Below are 23,717 nucleotides of genomic sequence, written 5' to 3' on the forward strand. Positions count from 1 at the left end.
CGCGCCGGTGTCTCCTCGTTTGGCATCAGCGGCACCAACGCCCACGTCATCCTCGAACAGGCACCCCCCACCGACACACCCACGGCCCACGCGCTCCCGACCGACACACCCACGGCCCACGCGTTCCCGACCGACGCACCCACGGCCGAGGGGCCTTCGACCGACGGGCTCCTGGCCGAGGCGCTCCCGGCCGACGGGCTCCTGGCCGAGGCGCCCCCCGTCGACGCACCCACGGCCGACGCCGCCCCGGTCGTCACGTCGCCCGTGCTGCCCTGGCTGTTGTCCGCCCGCTCGGCGGAGGCGTTGCGTGCCCAGGCCGACCTGGTCGCCGGCACCGGCGGCGCCGTCGACGTGGCCTACTCGCTGGCCACCACCCGCACGGCCTGGGAACGTCGGGCCGTCGTGGTCGCCGCGGCCGGGGACGACGCGATCCGCGCCCTGCGCGCCGTCGCCGAGGGAGCCGACTCCGCGGAACTGGTGCAGGGCTCCCCGTCCGCCGGCAAGCTGGCCATGCTCTTCACCGGACAGGGCGCCCAGCGCCTCGGCATGGGCCGCGAGTTGGCCGCGGCGTACCCGGCCTTCGCGGCGACATTCGCTGAGGTCTGTGGACACCTGGACGCGCAGCTCGACCGGCCGCTGCGGGAGGTGCTCTACACCGAACCCGACGTCGCCGACGCCGCGCTGCTCGACCAGACCGGCTACAGCCAGAGTGCGCTCTTCGCCATCGAGGTGGCACTGTTCCGCCTGCTCGACTCGTGGGGCATTCGGCCCGATCTGGTCGCCGGGCACTCGATCGGTGAGATCACCGCCGCCCACGTCGCCGGGGTGCTGTCGTTGCCCGACGCTGCCACCCTGGTCACCGCCCGGGGTCGGCTCATGCAGGGCATGCGCGAGGACGGCGCGATGGTGGCGGTCGAGGCGTCCGAGGCGGAGGTACGCCGGGAACTGGTCGGTCGGGAAGCGGAGTTGGGCATCGCGGCGGTCAACGGCCCGCTCTCGGTGGTGATCTCCGGCGATGAGGCCGCCGTCGGCGCGGCCGCCGACGGCTGGCGGGCGCGGGGCCGCCGGACCAAACGGCTGCGGGTCAGCCACGCGTTCCACTCGCCGCACATGGAGCCGATGCTGGCCGAGTTCCACCAGATCGTGGCCGGCCTGGCCTTTGCCCCGCCGAGGGTGCCGGTGGTGTCCAACCGCACCGGTCGGCTGGCCGACCCCGACGAGATCTGCACCCCCGAGTACTGGGTGCGGCACGTGCGGGAGGCGGTCCGGTTCAGCGACGGCATCGCCACCCTGCACGCCGCCGGCGTCACCACGTTCCTGGAGATTGGGCCGGACGCCGTGCTCACCACGATGGGTCGGGACTGCGTCACCGACATGGCGGACGCCACCCTGGTGCCGGTGTTGCGCAGTGGCCGGCAGGAGGCGGCTGCCCTGTTGACAGCCGTCGCCACGCTGCACACCCGGGGCGTCCCGGTCGACTGGCGGGCCTGGTTTGCGCCCACCGGGGCCCGGGTCACCGACCTGCCGACGTACCCTTTCCAGCGTCGCCGGCTCTGGCTGGACGCGCCGGCGGGCAGCGGGGGTGACGTGCCCGGCCTCGGCCAGCGCGCCGCCGCCCACCCGTTGCTCGGCGCGGTGATCGGGCTGGCCGGTGCCGACGGTACGGTGCTGACCGGTCGGCTGTCGTTGCGGACCCACCCGTGGCTGGCCGAACACGCCCTCGCCGGGACGGTGCTGCTGCCCGGCACGGCGTTCATCGAACTGGCCGTCCGGGCTGGAGACCAGGTCGGCTGCGGCCTGGTGGAGGAGCTGACGCTGGAGGCCCCGCTGATCGTCCCCGCGCAGGGCGGTGTGGATCTCCAGGTGGTGGTCGGGGTGCCCGACGAGGCGGGGCGCTGCCCGGTCACGGTGCACTCCCAGCCGGACGACCGCGTCCAGGGGTGGACCCGGCACGCCACCGGTGTGCTCGCCCCGGTGGCCGCCACCGTCCCCGCCGCGCCGGCCGGTAGCGCCTGGCCACCGGCCGGCGCCGTCTCGGTCGATCTCGACGGGCACTACGACCGGCTTGCCGACTCCGGCTACCACTACGGCCCGCTGTTCCAGGGGCTGCGGGCCGCCTGGCGTCGGGATGACGAGGTTTACGCCGAGGTGGCACTTCCGGAGGACGGCTGGTCCTCGGCCGAGCGGTTCAGTCTGCACCCGGCGCTGTTCGACGCGGTGCTGCACACTCTCGACCTGACAGGGACGGACCCGAGCGACGACGACCTGCTCCGGCTGCCGTTCGCCTGGCGAGGTGTTGCTCTGCACGCCACCGGGGCGGCGGCGCTCCGGGTACGGTTGCGCCGGATCGGGCCGGAGGAGGCATCCTTCGAGCTGTCCGACACCGCTGGCGCACCGGTCGCCTCGGTGGCCTCGCTGGCGGTCCGGCCGCTGGCCGCCGACCAGCTTGCCAGGGCGCGGACCGGCCATCGCTCGTCGTTGTACCAGGTGGCCTGGACCCCGGTGCCGGCCCCGGAGACCGCCACGAACGACGCGCCGGTGGTCCTCGGCGACGACGGCCTCGGCCTCGGGGCGCCCCGTCATCCGGACTTTGCGGCGCTCGCGGCGGACATCGAGCGGACCGGTGCCGCGCCACGGACCGTCGCCGTTGCTTGGCGTACCACGTCGGACTCGACCGTGGCGGCGGCGACCGAGGCGCTCGCCCTCGTGCAGGGGTGGCTCGCCGACGAGCGGTTCGCCAACAGCCGGCTGGCGGTGGTAACCACTCGTGCGGTCGCCACCGCCGACGGCGAGGACGTGCCCCGACCGGTGGACGCCACCATCTGGGGTCTGGTCCGGGCCGCGCAGGAGGAGAACCCGGGCCGGTTGGCCCTGGTAGACCTGGACGGGGCGGACCCGGCCGGGCTGCAGGCGGCGCTGGCCGTTGACGCCGAGCCGCAGCTGGTGGTGCGCCGGGCGGAGCTGTTCGCGCCCCGGCTCGCACCGCTGCCGGTGCCCGACGGCGAACTGCCGGTCGATCCGGACTCGGAGGGCACGGTGCTGGTCACCGGTGGTACCGGAGGGCTGGGCCGGCTGGTCGCCGAGCACCTGGTCACCCGGCACGGCGTACGGCGACTGCTGCTGGCCAGCAGGCGGGGCCCGGCGGCCCCGGGAGTGGAGGAGCTGGTCGCCCGCCTGGCGGCGGCCGGTGCCCAGGCCACTGTGGTGGCCTGTGATGTGGCCGACCGGGCGGCGGTGGCAGCCCTGCTCGAGCGGGTGCCCACCGAGTACCCGCTGGTCGGGGTGATCCACGCGGCGGGTGTGCTGGACGACGGGCTGGTGGCCACGTTGACGCCCGAGCGGACGGCGGCGGTGCTGGCCCCCAAGGCGGAGGCCGCCCGTCACCTGCACGAGCTCACCCTGGATCGGTCGCTGCGCTGGTTCGTACTGTTCTCGTCGGTGGCGGCCACTCTCGGCGGTGCCGGTCAGGCCAGCTACACCGCTGCGAACGCCTACCTGGACGCCCTGGCCCAGCACCGGCGGGCGCACGGGCTCGCCGGCATCTCACTGGCCTGGGGCTTGTGGGCCGAGCCGGGTAGCGGGATGACCGGCCACCTCGGCGAGGTGGACCTGCGCCGGATGGCCCGATCCGGGGTGTCCGCACTGTCCACCGGGGACGCGTTGGCGCTGTTCGATGCGACCGTCCAGGCAGGACCGGCGCTGGCCCTGCCGGTCCGGCTCGACCTGGCCGCGGTTCGGGCGCGAGGGGAGGGCGTGCCGCCGCTGCTGCGCGGCCTGGCCCCCGCCCCGGCCCGGCGGCCGGCGGCCGGTGCCGCCGGCCCGGCGGCCGGGGAGCGGTCACTGGCCGACCGGCTGTCCGGTTTGGCGCGGGACGACGCGGACCGGATGGTCGCCGAACTGGTCTGCGCCCGTGCTGCCGAGGTGTTGGGGCATGACCGCCGGCAGGTGATCGACCCGGACAAGGGCTTTCTGGAACTGGGCTTCGACTCGCTCGCGGCTCTGGAATTCCGGAACAGCCTCGGGGCGGCCACCGGGCTACGCCTACCGGCGACGCTCATTTACGATTATCCCAGTCCGGCGGCGGTGGCCCGCTTCGTCCGGTCGGAGTTGACCGGTGTCCTGGGGGGCACCCCGTCGTTGGAGGCCGAGTTGGCCCGGCTTGAGGCGTTGATGGACGACACCGTGCCGGACGAGGGGGAGCGGGGCCGGATCACCGTCCGGCTCCAGGCGCTGATGTCTCGGTGGAACGCCACCTACGGCGCGGCCGGTGCGGAGCCGGCCGACGGGGACGTGACGTCGGCCACTGCGGACGAGTTGTTCGAGATCCTCGACGACGAACTGCAGGGGTCGGACTGACCGTCCGATCCCGGGATCCGAGGCTGTTGGCGCCTACGGGTGGTCGGCAGACCTCGGGTCTCCCTCCTGCCGATGGGTGGGCTTTGGTCCACCTCCGGCGTGGGTCCATGACCGTATCGCGTAACCGTTCGACATCATACGGTAGTGACCAGGCTTGGTGACGTTAGCCGGTGGCCACCACCAGGGTGGACGCGGGAGAGGCAGGGAGGATGCGGGTGCGACTCGAAGAGGGGATCGTGGCCAAAGTCACCCGAAACGGACAGCTTGAGCTTGTCTCCGAACGGAGCGGGTTGCGATACCGGTTCGGCGCGACCGCCGCCGCGATGTGGATCGCGCTGCAGCAGCAGGGCGGCTCGCTGGAGCGGGCGGCCGGCGTCCTGGCCTGGCAATGGTCGGCCGATCCGGCGGCCACCCGACGGGACTTCGACGTCTGGCTGGAGGATATGCTCCGCGCCGGTCTGGTCCGGGTGGAGTGACACGGTGGCACCAGGCGGATCGGCGCTGGGGTGCCCCCTATCGAGCCCCCAGCCCCTGTGCCGGGAAGGTCGTCTGGTCTGGGCGGGACGGAATCCCTGTCCGGTGGGCGGCGTCAGGCGCTGGCGGTGTGGTTGACCGCACTGATGATCAGCCGGAGCGCCTCGGCGAGCTCCTCGCCGGACGGGGCGGCCTCGGGGTCGAGCAGCCGCTGCACCGTCAGCCCCGTCATCAGTGCTAGCAGGAACGAGCCGACAGCCTTGCGGGTCTTGTCAGCGACGTCCTTGCCGCCGTCGCGGATGACGAAGGCGGCCAGGGACGGGCGGGCGCGGGCGTAGCTCTCCGCCAGTTGCTCCCGCAGCTCCGGCAGGCGCTCGGCCAGCGCGAACGCCTCGATCCCGGCGACCCAGAGCGGCCGTTGCGTGGCGAACGACTCGACCAGGCCGGTCCACATCGATTCCAGTCGGTCCATCAGGTCGGGCTGGGTGCCGTCGCGCAGCACCCGGTCAATCTCGATGCCCCACTCCTCGAATGCCTGCACCAGCGCTGCGGTCAGCAGCGCCTCCTTGGAGCCGAAGTGGTAGCCGATCGACGCCAGGTTGGTGTCCGAAGCGGCGACGATGTCGCGGGCGGTGGTGTGCGTGTAGCCGCGTTCGTAGAGGCAGTTCCTGGCCCCTACCAGCAGGCGTTCCCGATGACCCACGGGCGTCACCCTACTTGGAACCACCCCCTTATTCACCCCACCATATCTATACGCCCGTATAAAACTCGGGGTAGTTTTCGGTCATGGCTAGAGCGCAGGCAAAGGCTGGCCGCCGCGAGTGGACCGGTCTCGCGGTACTCGTCATGGTGACACTGATCATCAGCATGGACATGACCGTGCTGTCGTACGCTCTGCCGTTCATCACGGCGGACCTTGAGCCGACCAGTAGCCAACTCCTCTGGATCACCGACGTCTACGCCTTCGTACTGGCGGGCCTGTTGATTCCGATGGGGACGCTGGGGGACCGGATCGGGCGCCGCCGGCTGCTGATGATCGGCGCGGCGGTGTTTGGTGTGGCGTCCGTGGCGACGGCCCTCTCCACCAGCCCCGGCATGCTGATCGGTACCCGGGCGGTGATGGGCGCCGCCGGTGCGACGCTCATGCCGTCGACCATGTCGTTGATCCGCAACATGTTCCACGACGAGAACGAGCGTCGGGCCGCGATCGGGGTCTGGGCGGCCGGCTTCTCCGCCGGTGGGGTCATCGGCCTGGTGGCCGGCGGCGCCCTGCTCCAGTACTTCTCCTGGGGCGCAGTCTTCGAGATCAACGTACCGATCATGCTGCTCCTGCTGATCCTGGCACCGTTGCTGCTGCCCGAGTTCCGCAACGCGGCCGTCGGGCGGCCCGATCTGCTGAGCACGGTCCTGGCGTTCGTCGCGGTGCTGCCCATGATCTGGGGTGTCAAGCAGTTCGCCGAGGACGGCATCGACTGGCCGCCGGTGGCCGGTGTGGCCGCCGGACTGATCTTCCTGGCCGTCTTCGTACTGCGGCAGCGGCGCCTCACCGACCCGGTGATCGATGTCCGGCTGTTCCGGGCGCCGGCGTTCAGCGCGGCGGTGGTGATGAATGTGCTCGCCAACTTCGCGCTGGTCGGGTTCATGTTCTTCATCAGCCAGTATCTCCAGCTGGTGCTCGGGCTGCGCCCGTTCACTGCCGGCCTGTGGTCACTGCCGGCCGCCGGTGCGGCGGGCATCGGCGCGGCCGTGCTGGCCCCGATGCTCGCCCAGCGCTTCAAGCGCGCCTACGTCGCCGCCGGTGGCCTCCTGGTGGCGACCGGCGGTTGCGTGGTGCTCGCCCAGGTCGGCGACGAGTCGGGCCTGGCCCCCGCGGTGCTCGGCCAGGCGTTGATGGCGGGTGGCGTCGCCATGGTGCTGACGCTGAGCGCCGAGCTGATCGTCTCGACCGCGCCCCCGGAGCGGGCCGGCGCCGCTGCGGGACTCTCCGAGACCGGCAGCCAGTTCGGTGCGGCGCTCGGCGTCGCGATCCTCGGCAGCATTGGCGCGTACGTCTACCGGCGGGAACTCTCCGGCGACGCACCGGACGGGGTGCCATCGGAGGCATGGGCCGCCGCCCGGGAGACTCTGGGCGGCGCGGTGGTGGAGAGCCGGACGCTCTCCACCACCGCAGCGGAAACCCTGGTGACGCTGGCGCGGGCGGCCTTCACCGACGAGTTGCGGGTCGCCGCGATCGTCTCGGCCGGCATCCTGCTGGTGACGGCGTTCCTGGCGGCCGTGCTGCTGCGCAACGTGGGCGTATCGGTGCCCGGGCCGGGCCCGTCCGACGGGTCCGGCGACCCGACCCCCTCGACGGCCGACGGCGCGACCCATGTCGAGGGACCCGTGGCCGCCGGCGATGCCACCCCGGTTGACGCCGAACCGACAGCGGCCTACGCCCTGCCGGCCGAGGCGGCCGCCGACGCTGAGCCGGGCCCGGCGGTCCAGATCGGTCCGGAGCCGCCAGCGGCCCCGTCACCACCCGGCCGGCCCACCCGGCGGGCGGACCGCACCGGCCCGGTCGGGCGGTGACGTTCCCGCTTCCCGCGGCAATATCAACCCTTGCGCCGGGCTCCGCAACTGGCAGCAGTGGTGGGGCTAGGGGGTCCGGTGCTGCGATAGGGGTTGTCCCGATATTCCGGGCGTTTCTACGCTCTCTCCATCAGGGACACCCCCATGCGACGGTGCCGCTTGGCATGCCGACCGGTCCGCCCGGCAGGGAGCGATGATGACGATCAGGATACGGCGCGGTTCGTACGGACGCGCGATGCGCTCGGCGTACCGCTGGTCGTCCTGTTCAGCGTCCCCGGGTACCCGCCCGGTGGCAAGGAGAGGTGGTCCGGTGCGGGAACGTCTAGCTTCAGATGTCCCGCGGTGGAGGTACCCGCAGCCTCGATCCGTAAGGGACCAGTGATGACGGCAACCCTCGAGAACGACCTTTGGGTGCGGCGGTTCCATCCGGCGCCGTTCAGCGCGACCCGGCTGGTGGCACTGCCGCATGCTGGTGGTTCGGCCAGTTACCTGTTTCCGGTCTCCAAGGCCCTGTCGCCCACCGTTGACGTGCTGGCGATCCAGTACCCGGGCCGGCAGGACCGCCGGCATGAGCCGGTGCTGGATTCGGTAGCCGACCTGGCTGACGGGGTGTTCAACGCGCTGCGGCCGTGGCTGGACCGGCCGGTGGCGCTCTTTGGCCACAGCATGGGTGCGGTGCTCGCCTATGAGGTGGGGCTGCGGCTGCAACTGCGGACGGGCCGGCCGCCGCTGCGACTGTTCGCCTCCGGTCGTCGGGCCCCGTCCCGGATTCGTGATGAGCGGTACGTGCACACCCGGGACGATGCCGGGGTACTGCGGGAGCTGGCCAGGCTGAGCGGCTCGGATCCGCGGGTGTTGGGCGATCCGGAGCTGCTGCCGATGATCCTGCCCGCGGTGCGGGGGGACTACAAGGCGGTGGAGACCTACCGGGCCGACCCGGACCAACGGCTGGATGCCCCGATCACCGTGCTCACCGGCGACGCCGACCCGATGACCACCCTGGACGAGGCACACGACTGGTGTCGGCACACCACCGGTGAGTGCGACGTCCAGGTGTACCCCGGCGGGCACTTCTATCTCAACGACCATGCCGGCGACGTGATCCGGCTGATCCAGGTCGAGCTGGAGCGGCTGTTGCCCAGCGAACCGAGCGGGTAGCCGGGACGACGGTGACAGGGGGACGCCGGTAACCGGTGTGCCCCGGCTACCGTGCGGCCAATCGGCGATCTTCGTGGGCATGTTCCCGTGGTAGACGATGACCCGCGAGGTGTCGTCGTTGTGGCTGTCACAGTTTCCCAGGTGTGCCATTGAACTGTCGTTACTGTTCATCTTTTGTATGTCTGTCCAGGCGTAGGAGACCCCCACCCCTCGGTGGGCAGCTGAATTTAAGCGGCTAGCCAACTTGCGGCCACTTCCTGGCTCCGGGAGTAGTATTTGTGACACCTTTGTCGCCAGGCCAGCACGGCTGATCAGCGCCGGAATTGATTTGTAATAGTGCTGTCTTCCCCGGCGCCTGGCCGGCCAGGACGGACACGCTCCATTTGCGACCCGCCCGAGGTGGCCTGCCCGATCGCCTGCGGGGTGAGGTTCCCTGACCCCCGGGGTGTCCGGCCGGCCGGATCAGGGTGGCCGGGAGGTTGCGGAGGCCGGCCATCGGGTGGGTGACGACTGGCGCTGTGTCGTGGTGCTGGCGGAGACCGCTGTACGTCCACTCTGGTCGGGCCACCGAGTTGCGGATACTCTCGCGGTACCGGGCTGGTGTGCACCCCGTCGGCGGGTACGACGAGCCGGGCGGCCTGCCCCGCACCGACGACGTTCTCTACCCGGTCCGTGCGATCTCGGCGCTCTACCGCGGTTGCCCAGGCCAGCCGACGCAACGTGTCGAGTCCTTGGTTCGTGGTTGATGACTGGCGTGGGAGCTTGTCGTCTACTGAGGAGGAGCCGCTTGTTCACCACTCCTGCGCTGCCTCGCAGGTGGTGCCTCAACAAGCCGAGCCAAGGTCAACCAAACCTTACTTCTGCCGTGGCGTGATATTCGGTGACGAAGTATCACCATCCCCTTCCAACTTGTACGCGTGTCTAGGTATGCTGTGGTCGCCGCTGAGGCGCGATGAAAGCGTCAACCTAATTGACGATCATCATTGCAAGTCACGGTTTTCGGGCTGACCTGCCCAGTGGTCGGGTGGGGCTCGGCGGACCGCATGGCATCGAGCCGACCCTTCTCGTCGGGGCCTGTCCCGGTAGGCGGCAGCGCTCCGTTCGATGCGTCATCGCTGACATAGGGAGACGGGTGGAACTCGTAGAGAGAAGCCGCGAGCTCGACATCTTGCGGGACCTTTACGCCGGAAGCGCCACGGGTAAGGGACGGGTCGTGCTGATCAGTGGTCCCGGTGCCACGGGCAAGACCGAGCTACTGCGGGCCACAGCTGATCATGTCGACACCGCGGGTGGGCTGGTGCTGAGCGCCACCTGCTCGCGGGCGGAGCAGATGCTGCCGGCCGCCGTGATGGGACAGCTGTTCAACAGCGTGCCGCTGCCGACCGAGGTGATGCGAGGCGTCGGCGCGTTCTTGGACCTCGGGGCCGCCGCGACCGAGGGTGACGCTGACATCAGGGCCGTGCAGGTGATGTGTGCCAAACTGCTCGACATCGCCCGGGACCGGCCGCTCGTCCTGCTCGTCGACGACGTTGAGTTCGCCGACAGGACCACCCTGCAGACCCTGCTCTACCTGCAGCGCCGGCTCACCGCAGCGCAGATTCTGGTGGTCCTCACCGAGTCGCCACAACCGCAGCCGGTCAACCCTGAGTTCCGCGCCGAGCTGACCCGGCAGGCATGCTTCCACACCATCCAACTGTCGCCGCTGTCCGAGGCGGGAGTCGCCGAGGTGCTCCGTGGCTGGACCGACGACGAGACGGCCCTGGCGCAGGCACCGGCGTACCACCGGATCAGCGGCGGCAACCCGCTGCTGCTGCACGCGCTCGGCGAGGACCGGCGTGCCGCCGGGCCGACCGACGCCACCGAAGCGATCGTCGGCGACCAGTTCCGCCAGGCAGTCCTGGCATGCCTGCGGCGATGGGACCCGGCGATCCTGGAGATGGCTCACGGGCTGGCCCTACTCGACGACTTCGCCACCCCGGCACTGCTGGCCCGACTACTCAACACCAAGCCGGCCCGGGTCCAGTGGGTGCTCAACGCGCTCACCCTGTCCGGCCTGCTGGAGGCGGGGCGGTTCCGGCACCCGGCGGCGTGCGCGGCGGTGCTGCACGACCTGGACCCGGACACGCTGTCCGAGATGCACGCCCGCGCGGCGGCGCTACTGCACTCCGAGGGTGCCCCGGTTCCGGCGATCGGGGGCCACCTGCTCGCCGCCGGGGGTCTGACCGAGCCGTGGGCGGTTGCTCTCCTCCAGGACTCGGCGACGCACGCGCTCGCCGAGGACCGGGTCGACGACGCGGTCGAGTCGCTCAAGCTGGCCCACGCGATGTGCGACGACGCACCCCGTCGGGCAGCACTGACCGCAATGCTGGCCGACTGCCAGTGGCGGGTCAGCCCGGCGGCGGTGAGCCAGCACCTCCAGCCCCAGCGCGACGCCCTGCGGGCTGGGCACCTCTCCGATCGGCACGCAGCCGCGCTGCTGCGCTACCAGCTCTGGCACGGCTGCCTCGAGGAAGCCCAGGAGACCTTACGGCACCTGCGGGACGCCCGACACCAACTGGACGCCGCGACCGCCGCCGAGTTGGACGGGTCCGCCGAATGGCTGCGGCTGCACTTCCCGGTCGCCTTCGCGGGGCTCGACGCCGCCTCCGGCACCACGGCGACGACGACGCCGGTCCGCGCCATGTCCCGCCCGGACGGCTCGTTCGGGTGGGTCACCCCGTCCCTGACCACCGTGCTCACCGAAGGGGTGACCGACGAGGCGATCGCCCGAGCCGAGCAGGTGCTCGGCAGCCACATGCTGGTTGATGTCGGTCCGGAGCCGGCGCTGTGTGCGTTGCAGACGCTGGTCTACGCCGACCGGATGGACCAGGCGGTGCACTGGTGCGACGCACTCGGCGCGGAGACCGGTTCCCGGGGCGCCACCTGGCACGCCATCCTGTCCGACGTCCGGTCGCACATCGCACTCCGGCAGGGTGACCTGCCGCTCGGCGAGCGGTTCGCCCACGAGGCCCTGGACGCGATGTCGCCGCACAACTGGGGCGTCGCGATCGGTTCACCGCTGTCCAACATGCTGCTCGCCAAGATCGGCCTGGACAAGCTCGATGAGGCCAAGGCCCTGCTCAGGCACGTTATCCCGGACGCGATGCGGGACACCTGGTTCTGGCCGCTGTATCTGCGGGCCCGGGGCCATCTGCACCTGGCCGGGAGACGGGTGTACGCCGCGCTCGCCGACTTTGAGACCTGCGGGCATCTGGCCACCCAGTGGGGGATGGACCTGCCGACCCTGCTGCCCTGGCGGGGCGACCTGGCCCAGGTCTACCTGCGCTCCGGCCGGCCCGACATGGCGCGGAAGATGGTGACCGAGCAACTCTCCCGGCCCGGTGCCCAGAACATTCGCACCAGGGGCATCTCGCTGCGGCTGCTCGGCTCATCGCTGGATGTCAAGCAGCGGGTCAACACCCTGCGCCAGGCGGCCAACCTGCTCCAGGAGTCTGGTGACCGGTTCCAGCTCGCCCTGGCCCTCGCCGCCCTCAGCAGAGCCCACTACGGCCGGGGGGAGTTCAACACCTCACGGGTGGTGGCGCGCAGCGCCACCCAACTCGCCAAGGACATCCAGGCGCAGGCGCTGTGCCGCCGGCTGCTGCCCAGCGGCGACGCGGCCGGGGGCGACGAGGCGGACGCTGGCCCGGAGCACGAGGAGATGTCCCGACTCAGCGACGCCGAGCAGCGGGTCGCGACCCTGGCCGCGCTCGGCCACACCAACCGGGAGATCGGCAAGAAGCTGTACATCACAGTGAGCACCGTCGAGCAGCACCTCACCCGGGTCTATCGGAAGCTGAACGTCCGGCGCCGAACCGAACTGTCGCTGGGGCTGCCGATGGACTCCGCTGGGGCCGGGTTGCTGGCGGTGGCGTCGAGCGGCGCGGAGCAGCCCTGGTCGCAGTGGGAGTCGGCGGCGGTGCAGGCGAGCTGACCCGGTGTGGTCGACCCGAGTAGGTGGGCCTAGGCCCACCAATTCGGGTCATTAGCTCCATAGAATGGCGCCTGCTCGATTTATACCGTGAATATGTACCCACCGCCGTTCGGCGACTTCTTCTGCGGGGAGCATGAGGTGAACAGGAACAAGGACCAGCGGACCTCGGTTCACGGCGCGAATGCTGTGTGGCTGGACGACGTGCGTAAGGCGTACGGGCGTGGTGGGAACCGGGTTGAGGCACTGCGCGGCGTGACGATGAGCTTTTCGCGGGGTAGCTTCACGGCGGTGATGGGGCCCTCGGGCTCTGGCAAGAGCACCTTCCTGCACTGTGCGGCGGGGCTTGACGTGCCCTCGTCCGGGTCGGTGGTGCTGGACGGCAAGGAACTCAACGGGATGGATGAGAACCAGCTCACCCGGCTGCGCCGGGAGCGGGTCGGTTTCATTTTCCAGGCGTTCAACCTGATGCCGGCGCTGAACGTCGAGCAGAACGTGGGTTTGCCGTTTCGGCTGGCCGGCCGGCGGCCAGATCGCTCCTCCGTGGTGGAGGTGCTGGGTCGGGTGGGGCTGGCCGAGCGACGCAAGCACCTTCCGAGTGAGCTCTCCGGCGGTCAGCAGCAGCGGGTCGCGATCGCGCGTGCGCTCATCATGCGGCCGGCGGTTATCTTCGCCGACGAGCCGACCGGCGCGCTGGACACCCAGACCAGCAGTGAGGTGTTGCAGTTGCTCCGAGAGACCGCGGCGAGCGGCCAGACGATCATTATGGTGACCCACGATCCGGTTGCCGCCTCCGCTGCGGACCGGGTGTTGTTCCTTGCCGACGGGCAGTTCGTCGGTGAGCTGGAGGCTCCGACCGCCGATGTGGTGGCGGAGCGGATGACGCACCTGACCGCATGGCAGCAGGGCCGCGCGCCGCAGTCCACCGGCCGGGGCGGGTTCTGATGATGTACCTCGCGTGGCGCACCCTGCGCTACCGCAGGCTCGCGTTCATGGCGACCTTCCTCGCGGTCTTCTTCGGCGTGGCGCTGATTGTCGCCAGTGGCGGGTTGATGGAGACCGGTGTCCGGTTGGCGGTCCCGCCGCAGCGGCTCGCGGCGGCCGACGTCGTGGTCAGTGGCAAGCAGACCTATGGCGTGCCCAAGGAGGACCCGCAGGACACCAAGAACATCAAGTCGGTCCCGCTGGCCGAGCGGTACTGGATCGACCCGGCGTTGGTCAGCAAGATCCAGGAGGTGCCCGGAGTCGAACGGGCCATCGCTGAGTCGTCCTTCACCGCCACCGTCGTCCGCGACGGGGCACCGATGATCGTCGGGACCGGGTCGCTGGGCCACACCTGGGAGTCGGCCGAGCTCGGGCCGTACCAGCTGGACGGGAGGCCACCCACCCAGGCTGGCCAGGTTGTCCTGGACCGGGGGGTGGCGCGGCTTGCGCAGGTCGGAGTCGGTGACCGGGTTGACATCGTCGTCGGTGGCGTCACCTCCTCCTTCCAGGTGACCGGCATCGCCGCCCCGCCGGGCGAGACGAGCCAGTCCGCGCTCTTCTTCTCCGGCGACGACGAGCGGCGGCTCAACCCGCACGCCGGCAGCGCCGACGCGATCGGTGTGCTGGCGAAGCCCGGCACCGACGTGGCGGATCTACGCGGCCGGATCGAACAGACCCTCGCCGACCGTAAGCTGGTGGTCCTCACCGGCGACGACCGCGGGGTGGCCGAGTTCCCCGAGGCGGTCGGCGGGCAGGCGCAGCTCATCCCACTCGCCGGCGTCTTCGGCGGGATGACGGTCTTCGTGGCGATCTTCGTTATCGCCAGCACTCTGGGCCTGTCGGTGCAGCAGCGGCAGAAGGAAGTCGCCCTGCTGCGCTCCATCGGCGCGACGCCGCGGCAGATCCGCACCATGGTGCGCCGCGAGGCGCTCGTGGTCGCGGCCGGTGCGGCGATCCTCGGCTGCGTCCCGGGGGTGTTCCTGGGTCCGTTGCTCTACCGCCTGGTCTCGGCGGCCGGGGTCATCTCGCCGGTGGTCGAGTTCCATCAGGGCTTCATTCCCTACCTTGCCGCGCCCGCCATCGGGATCTTCGCCGCGCTGGTGGCCGCCTACGTCGCCGGTCGACGCCCCTCCAAGATTCGCCCAACCGCTGGCATCGCCGAGGCGGCCCTGCAGCGCAGGTGGGTCAGCTGGCCCCGGGTGCTGTTCTCCCTCCTCTTCTTCGCCGGCGGATTCGCGTTGATCCTGGTGACGGCGATCGCGATGGAGGGGCCGGTGGCCTCGGCCACCGCCGGGCCGGCGGTGATGTGCTGGGCGATCTCGATCGCATTGATCAGCCCGGGGCTGACCCGGCTCCTCGCGGCCGTACTGAGCCTGCCGGTGCGGGCGTTCTTCGGGCTCGCCGGCTACCTCGGTACGATCAACGTGCGAACGCGGGCGGTCCGGGTGGCCGCTGCGGTCACCCCGATCATGCTGGCGGTGGCGCTGGCGGTGGCCAACTTCTACCTCCAGACCACCCAGAACGAGGCCGCCGAGCGCTACTACTCCGAGAACCTCCGCGCCGACGTGGTGCTCAGCTCCACCACCGGTGGCTTCCCCACCGACACCGTCGAGGCGATCCGCTCCGCGCCCGGCGTCGAGGCAGCGTCGGCGTACGTCACCAGCGCCGGCTGGATCAACAAGCCGTACGACGGGTCGCACGTCGAGTCACCCTGGCCGTTGCAGGGCGTGAGCGGTGCCAGCGCCGCCACCATCACCGGCGTCCGGACCACCGCCGGGAACCTGGATGACCTCACCGGCGACGCGGTGGCGCTGCCCGAGGTCGCCGGGAAGAACCTCAACATCGGTGTCGGCGACCAGATCACCCTACGGCTCGGCGACCGGTCGGCGGTGGACCTGCGGGTGGTGGCGCTCTACCCGGCCAAGGAGGGGTTCGAGACGATCCTGCTCCCCGCCGACCTGCTCGCCGCACACAGCACCACCGGACTGTCCCGACAGGTCCTCGTCACCGCCGAGCCCGGCACCGACCGGGAAACATTGGTGGCCAATCTGCGGGAGGAGATCGCCGGCCACCCCGGCACCATGATCGAGGGACACGAGGCGATCACCACCTTCGCCGAACGCACCAAGACCCTGGCGTGGGTCAACTACATGCTCGTCGCGTTGGTCGCCGGCTACACCTTGATCTCGGTGGCGAACACCCTGATCGTGGCGACCGCCGGTCGCCGCCGGGAGCTGGGCATGCAGCGCCTCATCGGCGCCACCCGGCGGCAGTCCCTGCTGATGCTCAGCGTGGAGGCGGGCACGGTCACCGTCATCGGGGTGGTGCTCGGCACCATCGCCTCCATCGCCACCCTGCTGCCGTTCAGCATCGTGGTGCTGGGGCGACCGGTACCCTCCGGGCCACTCTGGATCTACCTGGCCGTGGTGGCGGGCGCGGCGGTGCTCGCCTTCGCCGCCACCCTACTGCCCGGACGCCGGGTGATGCTCGCCCGGCCCGCGGAAGCCGCCGTCGCCGTGGAGTAGCGAGCAGCGCAAACGACCAGTGGTGCCCCGACGGCCCGACCCGGGCACCACTACCTGCCGTCGTCGTCGGCAGGGCCGCCCGAGGCCCGGTCCGGCGTGCCGTCAAGAAACGTCGACGCGGGTGCTGTTGAGGTAGGTCAGCACGGCCAGCACACGGCGGTTGCTGTCGTCCGCCGGTGCCAGATCGAGCTTCGCGAAGATGCTGGTCGTGTATTTGGCGACCGCGCCCTGACTGACGACGAGGCGCTGGGCAATGGCCGTGTTGGAGCATCCCTCGGCCATCAGCTCCAACACCTCCCGCTCGCGCGGGGTCAGCATCGACAGTGGTTCCCGGCGGGACCGGACGGCCAGCAGCTGCGAGATCACCTGCGGGTCCATCGCGGTGCCACCGTCGGCGACCCGTCGAATGGCGTCCACGAACTGGTCGCTGTTGAGCACTCGGTCCTTCAGCAGGTAGCCGATGCCACCGCTGGCGTCGGCGAGTAGCTCCTTGGCATACAACTGCTCGACGTGCTGGGAGAGCACCAGGATGGGGAGCCCGGGGCAGCGGCGCCGAGCCTCCAGCGCAGCCTGGAGACCCTCGTCGGTGAACGTCGGCGGTAGCCGCACATCAACCACCGCTACCTCCGGGCGCAGGGTCACCAGCGCATCGAGCAGGGCCGGACCACTGTCAACCGCAGCGACGATTTCGAAGTCGTACGATTCGAGGAGCTGGACCATGCCCTGTCTCAGTAGGAAGAGGTCCTCGGCGAGTACAACGCGCACGGCAGCTCCAGGGTTGCGATGGTCGGCCCACCTTCGGGACTGCTGAGGACGAACGTTCCATCGAACGTAGCACAACGCCGTTCGATGCCCCGGATGCCGGTGCCGCTGCCGGCATCCACGCCGCCCTGGCCGTTGTCGACTACCACCGCGCGCAGGGCACCGTCCTGATGGCGCAGGTCGATACTCGCCCGGTCGGCGTTGGCGTGCTTGACGATGTTGGTCAACAGTTCGGAGATGGCGAAATAGACGGCTGACTCCGCCGGCGCGGCCAACCGACCGGGCACGTCGGCGGTGACGGCGACGTCGATCGGGCTTTCCAACGCGATCGCGTGGACGGCGTCCGCCAAGCCGCGTTCGGCGAGCACCGGCGGGTGGATGCCGCGAATCAGGCAGCGCAACTCCTCCAGCGCGCTGGCGGTAGCGTTGCGTGCATCGACCAGCAGCGTCTCCGCGACATCCGGATTGGTACGTAGCTGGCGGGTGGCCGCGCCGAGCTTCATGCCGATCGCCACCAGCCGTGCCTGCGCGCCGTCGTGTAGGTCGCGCTCGATCCGGCGTAACTCGGTGGCCTGGATGTTGATGACGTCGGACCGGGTCTCCGAGAGGTGCCGCATGCGGGAGGCGGTCAACGCCCGCTCGCTCGGCCCGAGCAGTGCCCTGGCGAAGTGTGCGTGCCCGGCGACCAGCCTTGGGGTCGCGGCCAGCCAGACGACGAACACCGTCAGGCTGACCAGGGCCCCGAGCGCCACCCGTGGCCAGGTGTCCATCGGGGTGAAGCCGTACCAGAAGTCCACCCCGGACTCCCGGATCAGCATCCAGAACCCGGAGGAGAGCAACAACCCCTCCACCGCGTACACCAGCAGGGTGGCCGGCAGCAGCCCGAGTGCGAAGCCAACCGCGGCGTTGAGCAGCAGGAATAGTAGGTCGCGCCAGCTTGCCGGGTCGGTGAGGATGAGTCGGCAGCGCTGTACCCAGCCGACTACCCCCGGCTCCGACGGCCCGCCGGGAAGGTACGGCGTGGCGATGGTGACCCCGGAGCGGGCGGCGAGTTCCCGGCACAGCCCGGTCAGTCGGCGGACCAGCGGAGTGAGCAGTGGCAGCAGCAGCATCCCGACGCCGAGCAGGATGAACGCCGTGGCGAGGGCGGTGGCGACGAAGAGGACCAGACTGAGTACGGCGGTGGCCGCGATCAGCACGCCCCGGCCGGTAGCCCGCAGGGCTCGCCACAGGACCGGCCGGATGTGGGCGATGGTGATGGCGTCCACGCCGAGCAGGCGGCGCAGCCAGTGGGGTCCGACGCGTTCCGGATCACCCGGGCGGAGTTCTGACCCCGGCTCGGCTACCGCGTCGCTGGTCAACTCGCCCATGTGGACGAGTCTCCCACGTCGGGGTGAGACTCGGCCCTGAGTAGTCCGCGCTGTACAGGCGGGCGGCCTGTCCAGCGGCGGCGTGGCGCTGAGACCGGGGTAGGGGCCCGTTAAGGGTTGGCGTGGCCGGCGGTGGACCCTAGCGTGTGGGCCACGCGCTTCGTCGACGCCGGACGCCGTCGGGCACCGGACGCCGTCGGGCACCGGACGCCGTCGGGCACCGGACGCCGTCGGGCACCGGACGGCGTCGGCGACGGTGCGATGTTCCGGGAGTCGGTGCGGTATGGGGCTAACCCTGACCGTCGTCGCCGTACCGGGCCAGATGAGGGGGACCGCACCGATGAACGCCGGTATCTACGCCGTCAGCGACCTACACGTGGCGTACCCGGAGAACCGAGGGATCGTCGAGGGCCTGCGGCCCCGCGCGGCGGGCGACTGGCTGATAGTGGCCGGCGATGTCGCCGAACTCTTCGCCGACGTCATGTGGGCTTTGACGCTGCTCAGCGAACGGTTCGCCAAGGTCATCTGGACGCCCGGCAACCACGAGTTGTGGACCCACCCCCAGGACCCGGTCCGGCTGCGGGGCGACGCCCGCTACCAGGCATTGGTGCGGCGGTGCCGGGACCTCGGCGTGACCACTCCCGAGGACAGCTACCCGGTCTGGACCGGCGTCGGCGGGCCGCTGCTGGTGGCGCCGCTGTTCGTCGGCTATGACTACTCGTTCCGCGAGCCGGGAGTCACCAGCAAGGAGCAGGCCCTGGCCCGGGCCCACGCCGCCGGCATCGTCTGCGCCGACGAGGTCTTCCTCCACCCCGATCCGCATCCGAGCCGGGACGCCTGGTGTCGAGCCCGGGTGACCAGGACCGAGGCCCGCCTCACCGACTCCGATCCGACCGTGCCGAAGGTTCTGGTCAACCACTACCCGCTGGTCCGCACGCCCACCGACATCCTGCGGTACCCCGAGTTCGCCCAGTGGTGCGGCACCGAGCTCACCGCCGGATGGCACCGCCGCTTCCACGCCCGCACCGTGATCTACGGCCACCTACACATCCCCCGAGTCACCTGGCACGACGGGGTGCGTTTCGAGGAGGTCTCCGTCGGCTATCCCCGGGAGTGGCGTCCCCGTGGCCACCCCGACTCGTGGCTGCGTCCGGTGCTGCCCATGCCCGCACCGGTCTGACCGTCATCCCGACGAGGTAGCTGCGGTCGACCGCCGATCCAGCAGAATGGTGAATCCGGTCCGGTGGCAGCCCGGAGCGGTAGCCGCCCGATCACTAACGCTCGGAGACCGGCGTCCGGCCGGCCCCGATCGGTGCTCTCGACGATATCCCGGTCCGAGGTGACCCGGACCGGGATATCTTCACGTCGCTGCCAGGTCTGGCCGAATCAACGCCGCCCAGCGATCAGGACTGCTGCGGGCGTGGCCGCTTGATGAACTCGATGACCTCGCCGTTCGGGCCGTACACGAAGCTGACCTCGAGGGTCATGGCGGTGGCACCCTTGGTCTCGATCCGCGCGGGCGCCATCAGCGGACGGGCACCGGCGGCGACGGCCCGCTGGAAGAGCACGGCCGGTTCCTCGGTACGGATCGCGAAGTGCACCAGGGTGGCGGCTCGCGCCCGCTCCTCGTCGCTCGGACGGGGCTCGGCGTCGAACTGCCGCGCCGAACCGCCGGGCGGGGTGGAGGCGGCGTCGAAGAGCTCGATCACCCGGTCGTCGCCGGCGTCGAGGAAGACGCAGCGGTTGACGCCGGCCTCGGGCGCGCTCCACTCGTGCGCGATCCGGAAGCCCAGTGCCTCGGTGTAGAAGCGGACGCTGGCGTCGATGTCGTAGGTACGCAGGGCGATGTGGTCCAGGCCCAGGTTGGAAACGGGGGCGGTCATGCTGGTTCTCTCCTTGGGGATGGTGTGGTGCGGGATGGAACAGGGGCGGGATTAGCCGGTGCCGGCGGCCCCGCGGCCCAGGTAGCGGTCGGCGGCGTCCAGCGGCGCCAGCCCGTCGACGTTGATGAGCTTGTCGATCGCCTCCACGCCCTCGTTGCCGAGGTGGAGGCGGGGTAGACGTTCCAGCGCCTCGGGGGCGATGACGTCCATGGCGCGGTTGGTGATGACCGGGCTCGCCGAGTCCACTCCGCCCAGCAGGCCCTTGGGCTCGGACAGCGGCCGCAGGCCGTGGAGCAGGTTTAGATACTGTGGCCGCCAGAGCGGAATCACGAACCATTCACGCTCGGCGATGCCGCGCTCCACCCGGCTGACGAAGGAAGATTCGGTTCCCGGTTGGAATGCGTAGCCGTGCCGGTCGAGACCGTATTCCCGGACCATCTGGGCGGAGAAGCGGCTGATGCCGGCTCCGGGGTTGATGCCGTCGATGGTTCCGGACATCCGGTCGACCACGTCGGGGCGGGCCAGGTCGGCGACCTCGCCGACGGCGTCGGCCGGGACGTACGGGGGTACCGCCCAGACGCAGTACGGCTCGTAGTGCGCGGGCAGGACCTGCACCTGGTCGCGGTACGGGGACAGGTACTCCCCGTGGCTGGAGGGCAGCCAGGCCGAGACGAGCACATCGACCTCTCCCGAAGCCTGCAACTCGAAGAGCTGCTGGTGCGGTGCCTCGATGGTGCGTACTTCGTGCCCGGAATCCTCCAGAACGCGGCGGGTGACCGCGGCCGCGGCGCGGTGGAACGACAGTGAGATGTTTCCTACCGTGAGCGCCGGCCGGCGAATACCCGGGTCCATGAGAAATTCCCTGCCTTTCGCGTCGGGTGTCGGTGAGAAACCGGGGGACCGGAGTTCCCGCGGTGGTACCCAGCCTGCACCCACCACGTGCCATGAGTCCAATGACAGGATATTCTTGATTCGATTAGCTGAGTGCATGGCGACGCTGCGTCAGCTCGAGTGCTTCGTGACGATCGTCGACGAGGGGCCCTGCACCCAGGCCGCCGCCCTACTCAACATCACCCAGCCCGGGCTGTCGCACCAGTTCCACGCCCTCGAGAAGCTGGTGTCGTTGTCGGGCTGCCGCCTACGTCGCCGGGCGCGTCGGAATAGGCGTAGGTGTTCCGGCCGACGCCGAGCCACTACGACGACCCCGACCAGTGGCGGGCCCCGCTCGCGGTCCGGGAGCAGGTCATCCTGCCCGCGGCGGCTTAACGGCCACATTCATTGCGCAGTACGAGCAGGTCCAAGGCGTCGATCACCGGTCCGGTGTCGGTGAGCGCTGCCTGGCGCAGGCGGCGTACGCCGGTGTCGTACTCCTCGTCGGTGATCAGTTGCAGCGGGGTGTGTGGCGCCCAACGCCGAGCGGGCCCGACCGGACTTCGTCGGTCGGTGTTGCGCTTCGCGATCCCGGGCGGTGCTCTGGCAGCCGCCGCCACGATCGCGTCGTACGGGTTCGCGCGGTCGCACTACGGGGGCGACCTGCCGGCGGAGACGTCGGTCGCCACGCTGACCCTGTTCCTCGTCGCGCTGTGGGCGCTGTCCATCATCGCCCGCCCGTACACGTGGTGGCGGGTCCTGCTGCTGGGTATGGGCGCCGGTTGCCCTTCGGCAGCAACCGCGCCCGCTGGGCTACGGCCGTTGCCCTGGAGACCAACTAGGACAAAGATTTGCACAAAAGCTTTTGAGCTACTACGGTCGATGCATGTCACCTGGATCGAGCCGGCGACTCAAGAACGTCGCCGAGCTACGGATGTTCACCCATCCGTTGCGGCTGCGGTTGTTCTACGCGCTGACCGCAGCGGAGGAGGCGACCGCGTCCCGGCTCGCCGAGTTGGTTGACGAGTCGCTCTCGTTGGTCAGCTATCACCTGCGGGAATTGGCCGCGCACGGATTCATCGAGGAGGCGCCGCGTCGCTCTGCCGATCGGCGGGAGCGGTGGTGGCGCAAGACCCACGAGGGTTTCAGCTTCGCGGGGTCGGAGTTCGCCGGGGATCCGCAGGCCCGTGGCGTGGCAGTAGCGGCCAAACGCCAGCTGCTGGCCCATCAGATCAGTCGACTCGAACGGTGGATCGACGAAGAACATGCCTGGGGTGCGGAGTGGACTGATGCCGCCCTCTCCAGCGAATCGTTGCTCCGGCTCACGGCGCCCGAGTTGGCCGAGCTGAGCGCGGAGCTGACGGCGGTGGCGCGGAAGTGGGCTGAGCGCGGGCGAGTCGGCGCTGAGGGTCGACCCGACGCGCCTGTCCGGGAGCACGTTCTGATGTTCATGCACGCCTTCCCGTTCCCGCCGTGACGCCGCAGGCGGTCGCGGTCCGACAACCGCCTCCCTACCGGGACGGGAACGTCCTGCGCTGGCTCGCGGGCTTCGGCGTGTCGCTGGTGGGCGATCAGGTCTATTTCGTGGCGTTGGCCTGGACCGCTGCCCAGGCTTCCGGCGCCGGTGGGGCCGGATTGGTCCTGGCCACCGCGTCGGTGTCCCGGCTGGTGCTGCTCCTGCTGGGTGGGGCGGTGGTGGACCGATGGGGTGCGCGGCGGCTGATGCTCGGCAGTGACGCGCTGCGCTGCGCGGTGATGGCCGCTGCGGCGGTGGTCACGGCCGTCACCGAGCCGGTCCTCGCGGTGCTGGTCGTGGTGGCGCTGGTGTTCGGGGCGGTGGACGCGGTGTTCCTGCCCGCTGTCGGGGCGCTGCCGCCGTACCTGGTGGCAGCGGAGCACCTCGCTCGGCTGCAAGGCATGCGAATGGCGCTGGCGCGGGGTGCGATCGTTGCTGGTGCGCCGCTCGGCGGGGCGGTCATGGCCGCAGCCGGGATCGCGGCGGCGTTTGCGCTCAACGCGCTCACCTTCGCCGTTTCGGTGCTCGCGCTCGCCGCGGTCCGGATCCGCCCGGGGGTAGAAACCGAGCCTGCCGAGGGATCCGGCCGAGCACGTGGGATGGGGAGGGAGGTTCGGGCCGGGTTGGCTGTGGCCGCGCGGTCACCATTGCTGCGTACGATTCTGCTCGTCTCGGCCGTCGCCGAGTTGGGCTTCACCGGCCCGTTCAATGTGGGCATCACGCTGCTTGCCCAGGAGCGCGGTTGGGGCGTTGCGGGGGTCGGTCTGACCGTCGGTGGCTTCGGTATCGGTGCCGCACTGGCGGCGGTGGTGGTGTCGGTGCTCGGCCGTCTTCCCCGCGCTGGCCTGCTCGTTGGCCCGCTCGCCGTGGTGACGGGGGGCGCGCTCGTCGCTGTCGGGTTTGCCCCAGCCCGGCTGTGGGCGGTCGCCGCGGCGTTGCTGCTCGGCGTCAGCGTCGGTCTGGCCGGCACGCTCGGGACGGCCCTGCTGCAGGCGCACACACCGCCGCTGTATCTGGGCCGGGTGATGAGTCTGAGCAGCCTGGCCGGCTTCGGCGGCATTCCGGTCAGCTACGCGCTCACGGGTGTGGTCACCGGGCTGTGGGGGCCGGCGGCGGCGTTCTTGGGCGGGACGGCGCTCGCGGCAACTGCCGGGCTCGTTGCCCTGTCGAGCCCGGCACTGCGCCGGGCCGCGCTCACCGCCGCGCAACGTCGTACCGATGCGCCTAGCCGAAGGTAAACAGGCCGGCTGGAGAGTCGCTGCCACGGTTTCGCCAGATCTC

General features: G+C 70.6%; 15 protein-coding genes and 2 pseudogenes. 11 read left to right on the forward strand and 6 right to left on the reverse strand.

Annotated elements, in window-relative coordinates:
• Nucleotides 1-4,356: type I polyketide synthase (locus tag T398_RS08700; RefSeq protein ID WP_496445829.1), on the forward strand; the 4,356-nt coding region annotated here is incomplete at its 5' end.
• 209 nt (nucleotides 4,357-4,565) lie between these two features.
• Nucleotides 4,566-4,832 carry a hypothetical protein gene (locus tag T398_RS08705; protein ID WP_018219215.1) on the forward strand — a complete coding sequence of 89 codons (267 nt, stop codon included), beginning with the start codon at nucleotides 4,566-4,568 and terminating at the stop codon, nucleotides 4,830-4,832.
• A 113-nt stretch (nucleotides 4,833-4,945) separates the two neighbouring features.
• On the opposite strand, the gene T398_RS08710 is transcribed toward T398_RS08705, so the two are convergent.
• Complete coding sequence (locus T398_RS08710; RefSeq protein ID WP_496445830.1) at nucleotides 4,946-5,533, reverse strand: TetR/AcrR family transcriptional regulator; 588 nt, start codon at nucleotides 5,531-5,533, stop codon at nucleotides 4,946-4,948.
• An 83-nt stretch (nucleotides 5,534-5,616) separates the two neighbouring features.
• Here T398_RS08710 and T398_RS08715 point away from each other — a divergent pair, with 83 nt between their 5' ends.
• From T398_RS08715 to T398_RS08735, 5 genes are all read left to right on the forward strand, one after another.
• Nucleotides 5,617-7,398 carry an MFS transporter gene (locus T398_RS08715; RefSeq protein ID WP_496445831.1) on the forward strand — a complete coding sequence of 594 codons (1,782 nt, stop codon included), beginning with the start codon at nucleotides 5,617-5,619 and terminating at the stop codon, nucleotides 7,396-7,398.
• Nucleotides 7,399-7,779: 381 nt separating this feature from the next.
• Nucleotides 7,780-8,556 carry a thioesterase II family protein gene (locus tag T398_RS08720; RefSeq protein WP_496445832.1) on the forward strand — a complete coding sequence of 259 codons (777 nt, stop codon included), beginning with the start codon at nucleotides 7,780-7,782 and terminating at the stop codon, nucleotides 8,554-8,556.
• A 1,132-nt stretch (nucleotides 8,557-9,688) separates the two neighbouring features.
• Nucleotides 9,689-12,529, forward strand: a complete 2,841-nt coding sequence (locus T398_RS08725; RefSeq protein ID WP_496445833.1) for a helix-turn-helix transcriptional regulator — start codon at nucleotides 9,689-9,691, stop codon at nucleotides 12,527-12,529.
• Between the two features lie 138 nt (nucleotides 12,530-12,667).
• Nucleotides 12,668-13,471, forward strand: a complete 804-nt coding sequence (locus tag T398_RS08730) for an ABC transporter ATP-binding protein (RefSeq protein WP_496446017.1) — start codon at nucleotides 12,668-12,670, stop codon at nucleotides 13,469-13,471.
• A complete protein-coding gene (locus T398_RS08735; RefSeq protein WP_496445834.1) occupies nucleotides 13,471-16,035 on the forward strand; it encodes an FtsX-like permease family protein in 2,565 nt (854 codons plus the stop codon). The genes T398_RS08730 and T398_RS08735 overlap by 1 nt, the downstream gene beginning before the upstream one ends.
• Before the next feature lie 102 nt (nucleotides 16,036-16,137).
• On the opposite strand, the gene T398_RS08740 is transcribed toward T398_RS08735, so the two are convergent.
• Entirely contained in the window at nucleotides 16,138-16,800 is a 663-nt protein-coding gene (locus T398_RS08740) for a response regulator (protein WP_496445835.1), read from the reverse strand.
• Entirely contained in the window at nucleotides 16,764-18,167 is a 1,404-nt protein-coding gene (locus T398_RS08745) for a sensor histidine kinase (RefSeq protein WP_496445836.1), read from the reverse strand. Before T398_RS08745 ends, T398_RS08740 begins: the two co-directional genes overlap by 37 nt.
• 340 nt (nucleotides 18,168-18,507) lie before the next feature.
• Here T398_RS08745 and T398_RS08750 point away from each other — a divergent pair, with 340 nt between their 5' ends.
• On the forward strand, nucleotides 18,508-19,347 hold the full coding sequence (locus T398_RS08750; protein WP_496446018.1) for a metallophosphoesterase family protein: 840 nt from the start codon (nucleotides 18,508-18,510) through the stop codon (nucleotides 19,345-19,347).
• Nucleotides 19,348-19,570: 223 nt separating this feature from the next.
• Here the strand turns inward: T398_RS08750 and T398_RS08755 are convergent, their stop codons facing one another.
• Both T398_RS08755 and T398_RS08760 read right to left on the reverse strand, forming a co-directional pair.
• The gene (locus T398_RS08755) at nucleotides 19,571-20,050 is read right to left on the reverse strand and encodes a VOC family protein (protein ID WP_496445837.1); all 480 of its coding nucleotides are present in this window, start codon (nucleotides 20,048-20,050) and stop codon (nucleotides 19,571-19,573) included.
• 51 nt (nucleotides 20,051-20,101) lie between these two features.
• Nucleotides 20,102-20,902: a glycine betaine ABC transporter substrate-binding protein gene (locus T398_RS08760; protein WP_496445838.1), complete on the reverse strand. Its 801-nt coding sequence runs from the start codon at nucleotides 20,900-20,902 to the stop codon at nucleotides 20,102-20,104.
• Nucleotides 20,903-21,038: 136 nt separating this feature from the next.
• On the opposite strand from T398_RS08760, the pseudogene T398_RS08765 reads away from it, so the two are divergent.
• Nucleotides 21,039-21,164, forward strand: a pseudogene (locus tag T398_RS08765) (helix-turn-helix domain-containing protein); the annotation flags it as partial.
• 148 nt (nucleotides 21,165-21,312) lie between these two features.
• Here T398_RS08765 and T398_RS08770 read toward each other — a convergent pair.
• Nucleotides 21,313-21,462, reverse strand: a pseudogene (locus T398_RS08770) (SAM-dependent methyltransferase); the annotation flags it as partial.
• A 344-nt stretch (nucleotides 21,463-21,806) separates the two neighbouring features.
• On the opposite strand from T398_RS08770, the gene T398_RS08775 reads away from it, so the two are divergent.
• Nucleotides 21,807-22,397, forward strand: a complete 591-nt coding sequence (locus tag T398_RS08775; protein WP_496445839.1) for a helix-turn-helix domain-containing protein — start codon at nucleotides 21,807-21,809, stop codon at nucleotides 22,395-22,397.
• Nucleotides 22,394-23,674, forward strand: coding sequence for an MFS transporter (locus tag T398_RS08780; RefSeq protein ID WP_496445840.1), 1,281 nt, complete (start codon nucleotides 22,394-22,396; stop codon nucleotides 23,672-23,674). Before T398_RS08775 ends, T398_RS08780 begins: the two co-directional genes overlap by 4 nt.
• Nucleotides 23,675-23,717: the final 43 nt, after the last annotated feature.

Source organism: Salinispora goodfellowii (assembly GCF_059570675.1).

Bases quoted from the DNA above. Each gene is read 5' to 3' on its own strand.
- T398_RS08705 (WP_018219215.1), top strand. From the start codon at position 4,566: ATGCGGGTGCGACTCGAAGAGGGGATCGTGGCCAAAGTCACCCGAAAC.
- T398_RS08715 (WP_496445831.1), top strand. From the start codon at position 5,617: ATGGCTAGAGCGCAGGCAAAGGCTGGCCGCCGCGAGTGGACCGGTCTC.
- T398_RS08720 (WP_496445832.1), top strand. From the start codon at position 7,780: ATGACGGCAACCCTCGAGAACGACCTTTGGGTGCGGCGGTTCCATCCG.
- T398_RS08735 (WP_496445834.1), top strand. From the start codon at position 13,471: ATGATGTACCTCGCGTGGCGCACCCTGCGCTACCGCAGGCTCGCGTTC.
- T398_RS08745 (WP_496445836.1), bottom strand. From the start codon at position 18,167: ATGGGCGAGTTGACCAGCGACGCGGTAGCCGAGCCGGGGTCAGAACTC.
- T398_RS08750 (WP_496446018.1), top strand. From the start codon at position 18,508: ATGAACGCCGGTATCTACGCCGTCAGCGACCTACACGTGGCGTACCCG.
- T398_RS08755 (WP_496445837.1), bottom strand. From the start codon at position 20,050: ATGACCGCCCCCGTTTCCAACCTGGGCCTGGACCACATCGCCCTGCGT.
- T398_RS08760 (WP_496445838.1), bottom strand. From the start codon at position 20,902: ATGGACCCGGGTATTCGCCGGCCGGCGCTCACGGTAGGAAACATCTCA.
- T398_RS08775 (WP_496445839.1), top strand. From the start codon at position 21,807: ATGTCACCTGGATCGAGCCGGCGACTCAAGAACGTCGCCGAGCTACGG.